This is a genomic window from Promicromonospora sp. NFX87, assembly GCF_048564965.1.
Lineage (GTDB): Bacteria > Actinomycetota > Actinomycetes > Actinomycetales > Cellulomonadaceae > Promicromonospora.
On the sequence record NZ_CP183413.1, the window covers coordinates 4,514,959 to 4,531,120 of the forward strand.

General features: G+C 72.4%; 12 protein-coding genes. 7 read left to right on the plus strand and 5 right to left on the minus strand.

Annotation, left to right across the window (positions count from 1 at the left end):
• Positions 1-261: 261 nt before the first annotated feature.
• A complete protein-coding gene (locus ACNYC2_RS20275; RefSeq protein WP_419707870.1) occupies positions 262-1,368 on the plus strand; it encodes a N(5)-(carboxyethyl)ornithine synthase in 1,107 nt (368 codons plus the stop codon).
• Between the two features lie 69 nt (positions 1,369-1,437).
• On the opposite strand, the gene ACNYC2_RS20280 is transcribed toward ACNYC2_RS20275, so the two are convergent.
• A complete protein-coding gene (locus ACNYC2_RS20280) occupies positions 1,438-2,022 on the minus strand; it encodes a TetR/AcrR family transcriptional regulator (RefSeq protein WP_419703523.1) in 585 nt (194 codons plus the stop codon).
• A 120-nt stretch (positions 2,023-2,142) separates the two neighbouring features.
• On the opposite strand from ACNYC2_RS20280, the gene ACNYC2_RS20285 reads away from it, so the two are divergent.
• Genes ACNYC2_RS20285 through ACNYC2_RS20295 form a run of 3 tightly spaced genes read left to right on the plus strand, consistent with a single transcriptional unit; the run spans position 2,143 to position 4,269 of the window.
• On the plus strand, positions 2,143-3,408 hold the full coding sequence (locus ACNYC2_RS20285) for an amidohydrolase family protein (protein WP_419703524.1): 1,266 nt from the start codon (positions 2,143-2,145) through the stop codon (positions 3,406-3,408).
• Between the two features lie 45 nt (positions 3,409-3,453).
• Positions 3,454-3,987 (plus strand): flavoprotein, encoded by a 534-nt coding sequence (locus tag ACNYC2_RS20290; protein WP_419703525.1) that lies wholly within the window; start codon positions 3,454-3,456, stop codon positions 3,985-3,987.
• 30 nt (positions 3,988-4,017) lie between these two features.
• Positions 4,018-4,269: a hypothetical protein gene (locus tag ACNYC2_RS20295; protein WP_419703526.1), complete on the plus strand. Its 252-nt coding sequence runs from the start codon at positions 4,018-4,020 to the stop codon at positions 4,267-4,269.
• A gap of 179 nt (positions 4,270-4,448) precedes the next feature.
• Here the strand turns inward: ACNYC2_RS20295 and ACNYC2_RS20300 are convergent, their stop codons facing one another.
• Complete coding sequence (locus ACNYC2_RS20300; RefSeq protein ID WP_419703527.1) at positions 4,449-6,464, minus strand: SigE family RNA polymerase sigma factor; 2,016 nt, start codon at positions 6,462-6,464, stop codon at positions 4,449-4,451.
• An 85-nt stretch (positions 6,465-6,549) separates the two neighbouring features.
• Positions 6,550-7,119: an exonuclease domain-containing protein gene (locus tag ACNYC2_RS20305; RefSeq protein WP_419703528.1), complete on the minus strand. Its 570-nt coding sequence runs from the start codon at positions 7,117-7,119 to the stop codon at positions 6,550-6,552.
• 122 nt (positions 7,120-7,241) lie between these two features.
• Between ACNYC2_RS20305 and ACNYC2_RS20310 the strand changes: the two genes are divergently transcribed.
• Complete coding sequence (locus ACNYC2_RS20310; RefSeq protein WP_419703529.1) at positions 7,242-7,628, plus strand: MerR family transcriptional regulator; 387 nt, start codon at positions 7,242-7,244, stop codon at positions 7,626-7,628.
• Between the two features lie 113 nt (positions 7,629-7,741).
• Positions 7,742-8,458: an NADPH-dependent F420 reductase gene (locus ACNYC2_RS20315; RefSeq protein WP_419703530.1), complete on the plus strand. Its 717-nt coding sequence runs from the start codon at positions 7,742-7,744 to the stop codon at positions 8,456-8,458.
• 31 nt (positions 8,459-8,489) lie between these two features.
• Here ACNYC2_RS20315 and ACNYC2_RS20320 read toward each other — a convergent pair whose 3' ends face one another.
• A complete protein-coding gene (locus ACNYC2_RS20320) occupies positions 8,490-13,580 on the minus strand; it encodes a protein kinase domain-containing protein (protein WP_419703531.1) in 5,091 nt (1,696 codons plus the stop codon).
• Between the two features lie 6 nt (positions 13,581-13,586).
• Complete coding sequence (locus ACNYC2_RS20325) at positions 13,587-14,246, minus strand: DUF7019 family protein (protein ID WP_419703532.1); 660 nt, start codon at positions 14,244-14,246, stop codon at positions 13,587-13,589.
• A gap of 74 nt (positions 14,247-14,320) precedes the next feature.
• On the opposite strand from ACNYC2_RS20325, the gene ACNYC2_RS20330 reads away from it, so the two are divergent.
• The gene (locus tag ACNYC2_RS20330; protein ID WP_419703533.1) at positions 14,321-16,123 is read left to right on the plus strand and encodes a hypothetical protein; all 1,803 of its coding nucleotides are present in this window, start codon (positions 14,321-14,323) and stop codon (positions 16,121-16,123) included.
• The last annotated feature ends 39 nt before the right edge of the window (positions 16,124-16,162 follow it).

Genomic DNA, 16,162 nt, shown 5'->3' on the forward strand with positions numbered 1-16,162 from the left:
TGGCGGGGAGTGTGTTGGGGTCGCTGCCGCTGTGTCCCAGCAGCGACGACCAGCTCCACGAGAACGGGTCCCCCTGCCGCGAAGGCTGAGCTCGCGAGAGACCGGCGTACAGTCAAGGAAGGAACTGACCTCGGTTCCCCAATGATGGGAATCACGATTTCCAACGCCACTCAGCCTTCCCCCGCCGTCCAGACCACGTCGTCGAGCGGCGCATCACCGAGCGGCGACCTGCTCACCCTCGGGCTGCTCGCGAACTCCTCGATGGAGAACGAGCGGCGGCTGCCGATACACCCCCATCACCTCGACCGGATCGACCCGGACCTGCGCGCCCGGATGATCGTCGAGCGCGGCTACGGCGCCGACTTCCGGCTGGAGCACGGCTACCTCGAGTCGCGCGTGGGCAGGGTCGCGGAACGCTCCGAAGTACTCCAGTCCGCTGACGTCCTGCTGCTGCCCAAGCCGCAAGCGGCCGACGTCGAAGCGATCCCCGAGGGCCGCGTCCTGTGGGGCTGGCCGCACTGCGTGCAGGACGCCGGAATGACGCAGACGGCGATCGACAGCCAGCTCACGCTGATCGCCTTCGAGGCGATGAACCACTGGACCCGCGGGGGCGACTTCAGCCTGCACGTGTTCCACAAGAACAACGAGCTCGCCGGCTACTGCTCCGTGCTGCACGCATTGAGCCTGGTCGGCTCTACCGGGGACTACGGGCCACGGCTCAGCGCGGTCGTCATCGGTTTCGGTGCCACGGCCCGAGGCGCCGTCACCGCGCTCAAGGCGCACGGGATCCACGACATCCAGGTCCTCACACAGCGTGGTGTCGCAGCAGTCGGCTCGCCGATCCACACCGCACACATCACCCAGCTCAACACCGACGACGGTCCGACCCACCTCAGCGAGGTCCTCACGAAAGCCGGCAATGTCCTGCTCCCGGAGTTCCTGGCGTCGCACGACATCGTCGTCAACTGCACGCTGCAGGACGTCGCCGCGCCGCTGACGTACCTGCGGACCGAGGACCTGGAGCGCTTCACCTCAGGCGGGCTGATCATCGACGTCTCGTGCGACGAGGGCATGGGCTTCGACTGGGCGAGGCCCACCACGTTCGACGAGCCGATGTTCAAGGTCGGCCGAGATGTGGACTACTACGCCGTCGACCACAGCCCTTCGTACCTCTGGAACTCGGCCACCTGGGAGATCAGCGAGGCGACCCTGCCGTTCCTGCGCACGGTCATGGAAGGGCCGGCCGCGTGGGCGAAGGACCTCACCATCTCCCGCGCGATCGAGATCCACGACGGCGTGATCCAGAACCCGAGCATCCTGAGTTTTCAGGATCGCAAGGCGGCCTACCCGCACCCTCGGGCTGCCTAGCCGGCAGGCGGACTGATCACGGTCTGGTCGTCGTCGGCCGCGTCGAGCGCCGTAGCCAGGATCGTCAGGTCAGAGCTCATCCGTGTCGTATCCCCAGCCCCGCCGAAGGTTCGCGAAGACAGTAGCCAGCGTCTCGCGGGGCGACTCCTCGCGCGCGGCCACGTCGGGGATCTCGAGCGCGAACCTCGCCAGCGCCCGCAGGCTCGTGTCCTCGACGTCGGGCCGCGCTTCGGCGAGGACCGACGTCAGCTCGTCCTCGCAGTCCGTCCACTTCGCCCGGACGTACGCCCGGAGCTGCGGCGTCGTGTAGATCAGGTTGAGGACGTCCCGGGAGTGCGCGTCCTCGGTGTCGAACGGCAGCCGGGTCTCCATGAACGCGTGGACTGCCTGCAGCGGATCCGTCTCCGCAGGACGGTCCCGGATCGCCTGCATCAGGGCGGCGGCGCGGTCTTCCTCCTGCTCGAACACCAGGGCCACCTTCCCCGCGGGGAAGTAGCTGAAGAGCGTCGTCAGAGCGACGTCCGCCTCCTCCGCGATCTCGGCGACTGTGACGTCGTCGAAGCCGCGCGCCAGGAAGAGCCGGAGGGCTGCTTCGTTCAGGGCGCGACGAGTCCGAGCGCGCTTGCGCTCCCGAAGCCCAGTTCCACCTGCCATGCCCGTCAGTCTACCCATGGGCGAACCCGTCCCGAATACGAAGCGATCCCGTTTTCGTAGTCACTACAGATTTGGGTTATGGTCATGAGGTCAGCAGGTCAGCGAGCGAGGAGAACCGCCATGAGCAGGACCGCAATCGTCAATGCCCGGGTCTTCGACGGGATCGAGGTCGTCGACGCCACGACCGTGATCCTCGAGGGCGCCCGGATCCTCTCGGTCGGTGGTGCGGTTCCGGCCGACGCCGACGTCGTCGACGCGGCGGGCGCCACGCTGCTCCCGGGCCTCATCGACTCCCACGTGCACACCTCGCTCGAAGGACTCGCGCTCGCCCTCCGGTTCGGTGTGACGACCGAGCTGGAGATGCAGGGCATGTTCACCAGGAACAAGCGCGCCGCGGTGACCGACGACGACCGGCTCGCCGACGTGCGGTCGGCCGGATTCGGCATCACCCCGCCCGGCGGGCACCCGAGCGAGCTGATGGGCGACGACGAGTCCGACGGAGACGAAGCCCCGTGGGAGGGCGCAGAAGCGGAGCACGCGGACTGGTCCGACCTGGTGATGCCGTACTCCAGCACGCCAGAGGAGGCGGTCGGGTTCATCGCCCCGCTCAAGGCGGCCGGATCCGACTACATCAAGTTCATGATCGACGACGGCACCGTCGAGGGCGCGCCTGGCCTCCCGATGCTCGACGACGCGACGATCGCGGCCGGCGTCGCGGAGACCCACCGGCAGGGCCTGCTGGCCGTCGCCCACACGCTCACCGTCGCGGCCACCGCCTCGGCCGTCGCAGCAGGGGTCGACGGACTCGTCCACCTGTTCATGGACCGGCCGCACACGCCGCAGATCATCGACGACGTGGCGGCGTCCGGCGCGTTCGTCGTCCCGTGCGTCGTGCTGAACGCCTCGATGATGGGCATCCCGGCCGTCGGCTTCGCAGCGGACCCGCGGGTGCGGGAACGGCTCGACGACGCCTCGATCGCGACGCTCGAGAGCAGCTACGACAGGTACCCGCAGGGCCGTCTCGACGACGTGCTGGCCTCGGTCAGGGCGCTGCGCGACGCCGGCGTCGACCTCCTCGTCGGCACCGACGTGTCGTTCCCGCTCCCCACGCTGGGCGGCATGGCGCACGGGGCCAGCGTCCACCACGAGCTCCAGCTGCTCGTCCAGGCGGGGCTCACCCCCGTCGAGGCGCTCCGGGCCGCGACCTCCACACCGGCGCGGCGGTTCGGCCTGGCCGACCGCGGACGAATCCTGGAGGGCGTCCGCGCCGACCTGCTCCTCGTCGACGGCGACCCCACCCGGCGCATCTCCGACACGCTCAACCTCCGCCAGGTCTGGCGACGAGGCACCGCGCTCGTCGAGGCTGAGACCGGGTCCCGCCGGTAGGACGGGAGGCCATGCGTATCCGTCGCCACCAGTAGCCTCGGGACCGTGAGCTCACCTGTGCTGTACGTCGTCGTGGCCGGCGCCGGCGCGATCCGGCACGTGCCGACGCGGCTACTCCCACCGGCTCTCGAACGAGGCTGGGACGTGCACGTCCTCACCACCGATCAGGCGGCGCGCAGCTTCCCCGAGGCGGTGGCGCAGATCGCCGCGGTCCTGGGCCGACCGGTGCGGACCGACTTCCACACCGCTGTCGGGTACTCGCTCCCGGACCCGGACGCCGTGATCGTGGCACCGGCCACCTACAACACGGTCACGAAGTGGGCGCTCGGCATCGCCGACACCTATGTCCTGACGCGTCTGGCCGAACAGGTGGGCCGCAACATCCCCATCACCGTCGCGCCCTACGTCAACGCCAGGTTCGCCAACCACCCGACCTACCAGGGAAGCCTGTCCACCCTCAAGGAGTGGGGCGTGCACGTCGTGATCGGCCCGAACGAGCCGCACGAGTCGGGCGACGACGCAGCGGACGACTTCCCGTGGGAGGAGATCCTCGACGCGCTCCCGCCCGCGAGTGCGTAGGCACCTCGCGAGAGGAGGCATGCTGTACACATGCCGAAGACCCTGCCCTCTGGCCCCACCGTGATCAGCGACGACAGCGAGGTGCGCTTCGTCTCCGGGGCCCACCAGTTCGCGCTCAAGCTCAAGGACGGGCACCTGCACGTGCGCGCCATCAACACCAGCGGCGACGAGGCCCAGCTCGCTGTGATCCCGACGTCGCGCAGCACCGTGAACCTGCAGATCGAGCACCCGACCGTGCACGGGCCGGTGGACGTCGACGGCCCCACGCTGCGCGTCTCCTGAGCCTCACCCGGACTTCACCTGCTCCGAACAGGCCGAGAACCGGGCTTCCGTCGTAGGCTCCGCTCAGGGTAGAGGCCTGGGTTCCGACTCGGGTCGGGACCCGATCCGGGGCTGGGCCCGGACTCGGGTTGGAACCGGACCCGAGCTGGGGCTCGGGCTCCGGTTCCATGGGCGTCGGCTCAGCCACGCTCCAGGACAGGGACGACCGCACCCTCCACGAGCCACCGGCGCGCACCGGCTTCCTCGAGCCAGGCGGCGCGGTCGCCGGCCAGGCCCGCTGTCACAGATCCACCGGGGAAGCGTGCGAGGTCGGGACCGTCGTATCCAGAGGCCGACGCCGTAGCGCGGTACAGGTAGGACGCGGCTGCCGGGTTCTCGGCGGCGGTGTTGGTGCTGGTCCACCAGACCAGGCTGCCCGACGCGCGGAGGTCAGTGACGGTGCCGTCAGGAAGCTGGACGACGCTGTCGTCGTCACCGACGCGGTCGAAGACGTAGAGGGCACCGGGTCCGCCGCCGGCGGGCATGACCGTCCACGCGATGACGTCGTCCGAGACGGCAAGCTGGGTGACCTCGGCCGACGCGTCGTGATCGATCTCAAGGAGATCGGTGCCGAAGCTGTTCCCGCCCGCCAGGTTGTCGAACAGCCGGATCGTCGTCACGCGGATCGGGCCACTACCGGGGACCAGGACGGCGGCGACCGCCTCGTCGTCGTCCGCCGCGAGCGCCGTGACTCCGGCTGCGAGCTCCGTCGGCGTGCCGTCGCCGTCGTGCGTGATGGCGAACAAGCGGGTGTCGTCCTTGGTGGCGCCGGCCGTCCACAGGGCGCGGCCCTCGGTGGTGGCGAGCAGCCACAGCCGTTCCTCGGTGCTGACCAGAGGATCGATCAGGGTGGTGACGCTGTCGCCGGAGACGCTCTCCGTACGGAGGAAGCTCCTGCGGGGCGACGTGCCCTCCGCCGCGCGCTCACTCCAGACCACACGATCCCCGGTCACCGCGAGCCCGGTCGGGAGTACCCTCCTGCCCTGGTAGTGCGTCAGGCTGCTCGCGGAACGTGACGCGTTGCCCGCCCAGGTCCTCGTCTGGATGTACGCGCGGTCGGTCTCCTCGTCGTCGTCGAGGAGCTCCGCGTAGCTGAAGTGCCAGATCTTGCCCGTGTGCGCGATCCCGTGGGGCTCCGGCAGTGGTTCTCCGTCGGCGGTGACCGGCAGCCCCACACCATCGAGGGTTCCGCCCGTGACTGCCTCGACGTCGACGTCGTGGCAGGTCAGGGGGCGGGTGTCGGCGGCGTCGACGATGACTGGGTCATCGAGCGGGCCGACGTCGTCACCGGGCTCGGCGGCTCGGGCCGGCGCAGGCCCGGGCAGCTGGTCGGGGCACTCCACCGGCGTGTACCCCGAGCCGAGGTCGGGCCCCAGCGCGTCGGTGGGGCCTTCGTCGAAGAGGGACGTGATGAGCTGGCCGCCCGGCAGCACCACGGGTCCGACCCAGGGCAGCTCTACCGGGCCGCGGGTCAGGACCCCGAGCGCCAGCAGGAGGGTCACGCATGCGGCGCCCACCGCCTGCGCGGTTCGGCGTCGCCGCAGTGCGGCGCGGCTCCGGTCGAGCACGATGCTCTCGTCGAGCTCGGGCGGCTCGATGGCGTCCGCGCCTGCTCTGAGCACGTCACGCAGCCGGGCGAGCCCGCGGGAGTTCGCCGCCTTCACCGTGCCGACGGCGATGCCGAGCTCGCGGGCGACGTCCGCCTCGGGCAGGTCCAGCAGGTGCCGCAGCACGACGACCCTGCGCTGCCGGTCCGGGAGCTGGGCCAGCCCTCGGACCAGCTCGTCGCGCAGCGCCAGGCGACCGACATGGTCCGGAGCGGCGCCGACGGGAAGCTTGTCATCGCCCGGGAAGGACTCCCGCCGGCCGTGCCGCCAGCCGTCGATCCGCACATTGACGAGAATCCGGCGGGCGTAGGCCAGCTGCGTCCCCGGACGCACCTTGGCCCAGGTGCGATAGACCCGCTCGAACGTCGACTGGACCAGCTCCTCCGCGCGGTGCCGGTCCCCGCACAGCAGGTACGCGGTGCGGTGGAGGTACGCGCCGGAGTCACGGACGAAGGCGGTGAACTCCGCGTCCCGGTTCCGGGACACCTCGACGCGCACGTCGTGCGCCCCGCCGTCGTCCGGCGGCATGCTCGTCCCGAACTCGCTCATGGTCGCCCCGCTCTCCTGCCTCATACCTTCCACTACGGGGAGGGTGGGCCGAAGGTTGCCCCGTCGGACGAGATCTCTCGCCGGCTCACCACGTCCTCAGGTGCTGCCCCATCCGGCTCATCCAGTCCGGGCCGAGCCGTCGGCACAGCTCGACGAGCACCAGCGCGCACTGCCGCGCGTCCGCTCCGGCGTCGTGGTGGGAGTGGGCGGCGATGTTCAGCGCCCGCGAGACGTCGGGCAGCTTGTAGGACGGGAGGTCCAGCACCGACCGCGCCGTGTCGCGCGTGCACAGCCACTGCGCCCGCGGCACCGAGATCCCGTGCACGGCGCTCGCCTGCGTCAGCACCGAGCGGTCGAAGGACGCGTTGTGCGCGACGAGCGCGTCCCCGCCGGCGAACTCCGCGATCTTCGGGTAGACGACGTCCCAGGTGGGCGCGCCCATCACGTCCCAGGCGGTGATCCCGTGGACCGCCACGTTGAAGCTGCCGAACGCCTCGTGGCCGGGCGGCGGCTGGACCAGGGTCTCCAGCGAGTCGACGACGACGCCGTCCCGCACCTTGACGACCCCGACGGCACAGACCGAGGCCCGCTTCGGGTTGGCGGTCTCGAAGTCGATCGCGGTGAACGACAGGCCAGGGAGAGCGGCGTGGGGCATGCCGCGCATCGTAGAACGGCGAGGGCCCAGGTCAGCGGCCAAACGCCGAGCGCGGCGCAGCTCGGCGAGGCCGTCGCGGTAACGTTGACACGACTGTCAAGCTTCGGAAGGGCGGGATCAGGATGCGGATCGGCGAGCTGGCGGAACGGACGGGAGTCCCCCGGCGGTTGCTGCGGTACTACGAGGAGCAGGGCCTGATCAGGCCACGCCGGCGTGACAACGGCTACCGCGAGTACGGCGACCACCTCGTCGACCGGGTCATGAAGGTGCGCGGGCTCCTCGACTCCGGCATCCCGACGCGGATCATCGCCGACATGCTCCCCTGTCTCGACCAGCCGCAGGACATCGTCGTCGCCAACCCCGATCCGGAGCTGCGCGAGATCCTCGTCCGCGAGCGCGAACGGATGGCGGAGCGGATCGCGCTCCTCGAGCACAACCGTGCCGCCCTCACGCGGTACATCGAGGCGATGGACCGCAGCGCGGGGCAGCCGCACCCGGTGGCGTCGTAGCGGGCCTGGGTGCCGCGCGTCGACCCGGCCCGATTTGACCTTCACACTGATGTGAACGTTGGACGATGACGGGAGGACTGCGGCGCACCCGCCCGCGACAGAGGGAGAACGACATGACGAAGCTGGGAATCATCGGCAGCGGCGCGATCGGCGCCGGCATCGCGAGGCTGGCGGTCGCCGCGAGGCACGAGGTAGTGATCGCTAACTCCCGCGGGCCCGAGTCGCTGGCCGGCCTCGTCGAGGAGCTCGGCGAGAGCGCCGGGGCGGGCGAGGTGGCCGACGCCGCGAGCTTCGGCGAGATGGTGGTCCTGGCCGTACCGCTGTCCGCGTACGGCGCGCTCCCGGTCGACGCGCTCCACGCGAAGACGGTGCTCTCGACGGGCAACTACTACCCGTCGCGCGACGAGCGCATCGAGGAGCTGGACTCCCACGCCCTGACCACCGCGGAGTACGAGCAGGCGCTCCTCCCGGGCACCGTGATCGTCAAGGCGTTCAACAACATCCTCGCCCACCACATCCCGGCGCTCGCCCGTCCGGCCGGCGCTACCGACCGGTCCGGGCTCGCCGTGGCGGGCGACGACGCCGGCGCCAAGCAGGCGGTCGGCACGCTCGTCAGCACGCTCGGTTTCGACCCGGTCGACGCCGGCAGCCTCGCCGAGTCGTGGCGGTTCGAGCCCGAGTCGGGTGCGTACACGCCTGTCTACGTCGCCGACCTCGACGTCTTCGCCGAGAACTACCTCGCGGACGCGGGAGCACCGCTCCCTGCCGACCGCCTGCGCGAGCTCCTGGCGGCGTCCCACCGCCCGGACGTGGCGAGCCGCACCTTCTGACCCAGCCGTCCCAGGCGTGCGCCGGCGCCGGTCAGGCTCGCCGGCCCTCCGCCTCGACCAGGTCCAGGATGCGATCCACCGCCTCGTCGGGGACCCGCCGTGCGTACGCCGTCTCGGCCAGTTCGGCACCCACGTACGCAGCGGCCTCCTCGGCCGCCCGGGCCCTCGCGGTCTCGCCCAGCTGCTCCAGGACGGGCACGCTGCTGTTGAGCGTCGCGACGAGGGTTCGATGCCTCGCGACGTCCCCCTCGTCCTCCAGGCAGCCGTTGTACGCGAGGCCTATCGCGCGGCGCAGCAGGTGACCCCCGCCCGCCGGGTCGCCGACGGCGCACCTGAGGTCGGCGATGGTCAGCAGGGTCTCGCACAGCGGGGCCGTGAAAGAGGGATCGTCCTCGCGCATGACCTCGCCGACGACCATCGAGGCGCTGTGGCAGAAGGACGCCCAGTTCGAGGCCTCTCCTTCGCTGAACACCCGACCCGCCTCGTCGCACCAGTGCATCAGCTCGCGGAGCAGACCGCGCTCAGCAGGGTCGATCGCCTCGCGGACCGCCGCGGTGTCGCCGGAACGGAACCACGCGCCGTAGGGCAGGTCGATGGTGCTGGCCGCGGCGACGACCAGGCCGGCCACCTTGTCGAGCGGTATCACCAGCGGTACGTCCAGCTTGGCCCGCGCCGAGACCACGAGCGCCTCAGCGAGGTAGCGGACGGCGGCGAACGGCAGCTCTGCCGCCCTGCACAGGTCGCCGAGGATCGTGAGAGCCAGTGCCAGGTTCGACGCGCCGAACCGGTCCTGGGCGTCGCCGATCCGGGCGACCGCCAACGCCGTCTCGGCCGGCCCCATCGCCGCTCGCAGGCCCTGGTCCTCGAGCAGACGCGTGGACTCGGCACGGAGGGCCCGGAGCCTAGCCGTCATGCGCTGGACGTCCGCTTCGAGCGCGGCCGGGTCGGCGGGCCCGTCGTCCACCGGAGGGGGTGCGACGGTAGCCGCACCGAGCAGCGCCGCCGCTTCGTCGGCGCGCCCCAGCGCGGACCAGCACGCGGCCAGGTCGGCGACGGCGGTCCGCGTGTCCGGGGCCCCGGCACCGTCGAGGTTGGACCTGATGCCCAGGGCGAGCCGCCACAGCGGCTCTGCCTCCGCGTGGCGTCCGGCGCGCTCTGCCGAACGGGCGGTCTCCGCGAGCGCCGCCAGCTCGTCCCGCAGTCGTCCCTGGAACTCGGCGAACTGCGCCCGCTCCTCGACGGTCACTCCGGAGTCGCGCTGGTCGAGCAGGGCGACCGCCCGGGCGATCGCCGCGGCGTCGGACGACCAGTCGCTCCCCACTTCCGGGTCTGTCGCGTGGACCAGTGTCCGTTCCACCTGTCGGCGCAGTGCTCGCCGGGCGAGCACGGTGTCCAGCAGCCGCAGCCACGGCGTCCCGAGGTGCTCCTCCTCGTCACCGAGGCGCAGGTCGGTCGCGCCACCGGCTTGCGGATCGGTACCGGTCTCGACGGGCACGGCATCTACCTGCGAGCCGACGTCGAGCGGCTCCCCCTGGTCCGGGAGCTCGAGCTCCCAGTCCAGCGCCCACTCCCGCAGCCTGCCGCCGCTGTCCGAGACGACCATGGCGCCGCCGTCGGGCGCGAGGGCAAGGTCCTTGACCGTGCCCGGCCCCGGGTGGACGGACCCGAGCCCCACATCGACGCTCCGGAGCAGCGTCCCGGTGGTGAGGTCCCACAGGTCGACGCCGTCGATACCGGCGATCGCCGCCAGTCCGAAGTCGGGGGTGACCGCCAGCGCGGTGACGCCGTCCGGCTCCTTCTGCAGCGTCTTCGTGCACTGCCCGGAGTCGAGGTCCCAGATCCGTGGTCCACGCGCACGGTCGGCGGTGAGCGCCCATCGCCCGTCGGCGCTCACCGCCACCCCACCTGCTTGCCAGTCGAGGTTCACCATCTCCGCCCGGCCGGATCGGGACATGGTGACGTACGGGAACTCCACAGTGGTGCGCGTGGGCCGCCCGTCGTCGGGTTCGCTCAGGACGGCGAGAGTCGCGCCGTTGCGGGGACTCCACAGGCGCAGCTCGTCGTCGGTGATCCAGAGCACTGCGCGGTGCCCGGTGCTGCTGAGCGCTGCCCGGTGCGCCCAGCCACCTTCGAGCCGCAGCACGTGCAGGAGGGCGCCGGACCTGAGGTCCCAGGAGCAGACGCTGCCGTCCTCGGCGCTGGAGAGGCCGATCTCGCCGCCGGGGGCGATCACCAGCGTCCGTACGGGACCGGCGTGCGCGTCACGCAGTCCGCGCAGCCCTCCCCCGGCGACGTCGATGATGCCCACCTCGCCGGCACCGGAGCCGGTCATGGCGGCGCGCCGGTCCACGGCGACGACCAGGGGCGGGCTCTTGTGGGCCTCGACGAGGTGCCGCACCGACCCGCTCGCGGCATCCCACACGATGACGCGCGCGTCGGCCGCGCCGGACACGGCGACGGCGCCGTCCGCGCTGATCGCCGACGCGGTGACGGGTCCCGTGTGGTAGCGCAGCGGACCGGACGTCCGGGGCGCCGAGCGGTCGACGATCCAGGGCGTGCGGTACCGCGGGCTGTGGGCCATCGCCAGCCGGCTCGCGGGCGCGATGCCCAGCTGCCAGTCCTGGCCGGACGGCGCCCGCAGCTCCCGGACCGGCCAGGCATCCTCCAGGCGCGGCCTCCGGGCCCGGGCGCCGAGGGCGCGCCACCGCTCCGTGAGCCGCGGGTCGCGGCGCAGGCCCGGAAGGTCGCGCGCGGCGCGGACCACCCGGGCGGCTTCCCGGAGCTGCCCGACGGCGGCGAGGCGGGCCGAACGGTCGAGGGCGAGGCTCGCCGAGTCGGACTCGGTGGAGAGCGCTGTCGAGTCACGCGGGCGCGTGTAGCTCCAGGGGGCCACGAACGACGTATCTGGCCTGTAGTGCGCCGTCACACTGTTTCCCAGTGCGGCCAGGGCGACCGTGCCCGACCGATCGAGCGCCACCAGCCGATCGCGGTCCGCCCCGGTGTACAGGCACCGTCGTCCGGCGAGGTCCCACCACACGCCGCCGCCGAAGGCGAACCGGCCGTCGCCGCTCGGCCGGACCGGCCAGTGCGCGCCACGGAGCTCACCCGCGAGCCGCCACGGGCCTCCGGCGCCGTCCCCCTCGCCTGGCCCCGCGGCGTCCCCGACCTGGAAGAAGACGCGGACCGTCCCGTCGTCGGCGACGGTTAGGGCGGTGCCGCCCGCCGAGGCGAACGTCAGGTCGGCGTTCCAGCCGTCCAGCACCTGGCTGGGAGCGGGGTCGGCGATGGCCGGGTCGGCGATCGCGGAGAGCGTGAGTCGGGCGCCGTCGTGCAGGTCGGCGCGCCAGGCGCCGGTCGGGTCGACGGCGACAGGGCGGGCGTCGCGGACGGCGTCGGGCGCCTCCCACGTGTCCTGGAGCGAGCCGGTGGCCGGGTCCCAGGCGCTGACCCGCCCGTCCGTCCCGAGCGTGACGATCCGCAACCCGTCCGGGGTGACCACGACGTCGAGGGTGCGCTCGAGCCGCGAGCCGAGCCGCAGCGGGGCGGCAGGGGCGGAGGTGGGGGTGGAGAGGTTCCAGACCGTCGGGTAGCCGATGCCGTCGACGACCACCGCGAAGGAGCCGTCCGGGGCCAGCGCCACCGTTGCGCCACCGTTCTCGGTGACCGGGATCGCGGTGCGGCGGGCACCCGTGTCCAGGTCCCAGACGCGCAGCACACCACCCTCGTCCAGGCTGGCGCCGATGGCGCCGTCCGCGCTGACGGCTACCGAGACGACGTCGGAGTCGTGTCCTTCGAGCTCCACCGGCTCCGCGGTCGGGGTCGCCGCCCGGGCCTCGGCGAGCGCCGCCGCGACCGCCGCCTCCCCGGGAGCGGCCAGCGCCGCGCTCTCGAAGAGCTCGGGCACGCCGGCCACGTCGCCGCGTTCCCGGTACACCAGGCCCAGCAGGTACCTGCCCACCCAGTCGTCCTGGTCACTCCAGGCGATGCCCGTCAGCTCCTGGACGAGCTCTGCGTCGGTGGCCCTGCCGTGCCGCCAGCGGTGGAGCCCACGGTTGTACATGGTGTGCGGATGGCGTGGGTCGACCTCGAGCGCCCGCTCCCAGAGCAGTTCGGACTGGTCGGGCCGTCCGAGGTCGAGCATGGACAGCGCCCGGTTGGAGAGCCCGTCGGCGAGCAGCCGCGCCTGGGCCGGGAGCCTGCGCGGGTAGGGGCGGCCGAGCAGCTCTGCGTGCAGGGCGATCAGCCGTTCGGCGAGCGCGCCGAGGTCGATGGGGCGTTCGGCGGGGTCGGCGCGGAGGCACTCGGCCAGCAGGTCCGCGACCTGGCCGGGCAGCGGCGCGGGGCCGTCGGTGCCGCCACGGCGCAGGTCCGCGAAGGCCGCGCCGGCGTCCTGGCCGTACTCGCTCGGGCGCCGGCCCAGGAACAGCTCGACGACGGTCACCGCCCACGACCACACGTCGGTCGCGGCGGTCAGGGTGGGCACCGCGCCGTCCCGTGGGCCACTCGCCGCGGCCGCTGCCTGCTCGGGCGAGCAGTACGCGGCGGTGAGGCCGCCGAGGCTGACCGCCAGGTCGGCCGCGCCGCCCGGCGGTTCGCCTGCCGACCAGCGCGCCCTGGCCAGACCGAAGTCGGTCACCTTGACGGTCCCGTCCGCGGCGAGCATGAGGTTGGCGGGCTTGACGTCCTGGTGCACCAGGCCCTGCGCATGGGCGAACGCGAGGCCCCAGGCCGACTGGATCGCGGCGTCGAGGACCGAGCCCAGCGGGTCGTCGGCGTAGAGCCGACCGGAGCGGACTGCCTCGGCGACGCTGCCGCCGTCGGCCCACTCGGCGAAGACGCCGGGGCTGTCCTCGATGCGGCGCACGTACGCACAGTTCACGATGTGGGGGTGGACGCCCAGGCCGGCCCACGTCTCCGCCTCGGTCTCGAAGTTGCGTACGGACTCCGGCGAGTGCCGCAGGAGGGCCGCACGCGGCACCTTGACCGCCAGGTCGATGCCCCAGTCCTGGTGGCGCACTCGGTAGACCACACCCATGCCGCCCTTGGTCTTCCCGAGCACCTCGTAGAGGTCCAGGATCACCTCGCCGGGCCGCCAGTCGGAGGTCCGTTCGGCAGCGGGCATGCCTGATCAGTCCACGAGTGCCACGTACACGGGCGTGCCGAGCAGCACCGGCTGCGGGGCGTCGGGGCCGCCGATGTCGCCGTCCAGCAGGCGCTTGGCGACGAACTCGACGTTCTGCGTGGGTCCGCGCAGCTCCCGGACCGCCTTCCGGACGGTCTCGAGCGCGTCGAGGTCCCCGTCGATCTCGTCCTCGACCGCGTCCACCACCTGCTCGTCCTCCAGCTCGGAGGAGGCGATCCCGTCCAGGAGCGCGGGGGCCATCGACCCCAGGCCGTGCCCGCTCTCCGGCGTGCCCGAGCCGAGCAGATGGCGGCCGGACCCGCCGAGCCCCACCGACTTGCCCTCCCAGGTGCCGCCGAAGAACGCGAGCGGTCCGCCGGTCTCGCTCGGGATCACGCGCCAGCGCATGGGCATCAGCCCCCAGAAGAAGCTCTCCGGGGCGTCGAGCGACCCGACCGACCGGGTGTCGCTCAGGTGGCGGACCACCCGTTCGAGCCGGGCGATCCGGTCGGCGCCCGGGGCCGACACGGAGGTCCGCCTGGCGCCGAACATCTTGAGGCCGATGGACAGCTCGGTCTGGTGACCCTTCGTCGAGCCGGGGTCGATCTGCGGCAGCATCATGTCGATCTTGGAGTCCGAGATGTACAGGTAGTAACTCAGTGACACCGTGGCTCCTCGATCAGCGCGAGCGTGTTCGCAGGTCATGCTATCTGTCGGTGGCGTACGGGATCATGGGACGCATGGACCGGTCCGTCGACGTCGAGCACGCCGTGCGCCACGCGCTGCTCCTGGGCGCCGACCTCCTGCAGCAGTCGGACGCCGTGCGGGCCGAGCACCTCGGCGCCGTCGCGAGCATCCCCCTGCACCTCGCCGCCGACCTCTGCGACGGCCCGGGCCGCGACGCCGTCGTCCGGGAGCTGGCCGCTCAGGGGACGCCGGAGGCCCGCGCGGTCCTGTACGCGATGGCCGCCGCCAACGACGGCGAGCTCGAACGGCTCGCGGACGCCGCCGCCCGGTCGATGCTCCCCGTCGTCGCCGACCCGCCCTGGCTGCGCGACGCCAGGGCGCCGATCGAGCTGCGGCGCGTCATCGGCCTGGTCGGCCGCCGGGACCCGGCCGAGCAGGCCGTGCTGTACGTCTTCCGGCGCGCGCGGCGGGCGCACGGCTTCCTGGTCGAGATCGAACCCGGCCGGGAGCTGCCGCGCGAGATCTCCTGGGCCTCGAACGAGGACGCGCGGGCCTGGCTCAAGAAGCTGAGGAAGGGAACCTGGAAGAACGGGATCGCCTACGAGGTCAGCTTCGACGACGCCGGGCGCGGGGTCACCCTGCTCGAGGGCATGATGCACAACACCGTCCACGCCCAGCTCACAGCGCTGGACGACTGGCCGCTCGCCGCCGACCTGCCGCACGCCGACCCGCTGCCAGGGCTCCCGTCGCTCCTGGTGCTCCTGCGGAAGTCGCTGCGTTCGGCGCTCGCGCTGGACGAGTGGCCCTACCTGGACGGGACCCCGTGGGCGCCGTGGCGGCCCGTCGCCGCTGCCCGGTCCCGGCCGGCAGCCCATACCGCCGACGGCCACACCCTGACCTTCGTGTCCACCGGTGACGGCCTGGAGACCGTCCGGGCGCTGGCCGCTTCCTCCCCCGCACTCCGGCACGCCGTGGACGAGCTGTACGAGGCCGAGTCGGTGGCCCTCGCGGGAGGCGACGGCACGACCCGGGCCGAGGCCGCGCTCCGGGCGGTGCGGTTCGAGGCGCTCGACCGCCCCGAGCTCGACCCGGTACGAGCCTGGGCGCTGGCGTCGGCGGGGCAGACCGCCCTGGTGGGATCGCAGCTCGTCGAGGCCGTGGCACGGCTCACCGAGGCCTACGTGCTGGTCGCGGACGGCGACGGCGGGGTCCCGGCGGTCGACGAGGCCGAGCTGCGCAGACGGATCAACATCGCCACCAACGGTGTGCAGCTGCGCCTGGGCGGCATGCTGTCGCAGCTCGGCGCGGCCGGGGCCCTGTCGCGGCTGTCCGACTCCGAGCTGGAACAGGCCCCCGGCCTGATGAACCGGCTCCGGGCGATCGGCAAGGGGTACGTCGACTCCCGGCAGTGGAAGCCCGCGACGCTCTGCCTGGACGCCGCGGGGATGGTCGGCTTCCTCACCCGCACCGTCAGCCCTGCCCACCGACTCGCCTACGTCGAGGTGATCGGTACGATCGCCGACGCCAAGTCCCGCCAGGGGGACGTCCTCATGGGGCTGCGCGCGATGTCGGACGGGCTGGGCGAGGCGGTAGACGCGCTGACCGCCGAGCCGACACCGCGGAGCGTCCGGATCCTCCGGGCCTCGCTGGGTTTGGAAGCCCTGATGCCCCTCATCCGGGCTGCCCCGGCGAGGCACCCGCTGGTCGTGGAGTGCGAGAGCCTGCGGCACCGCGCCGACGCCACCAGCCACGAGGCCGGGCCGACGCTCGACGAGTCGACGCGCCGGCTGCTCCAGGGCGCCAGGATCCTCAAGGCCAAGCTCGACGAGATCATCGCGAACAACGACCGGAGCTGACCCGGGGGCCGTGTCAGCGCCGTGTCAGGGCCGTGTCCG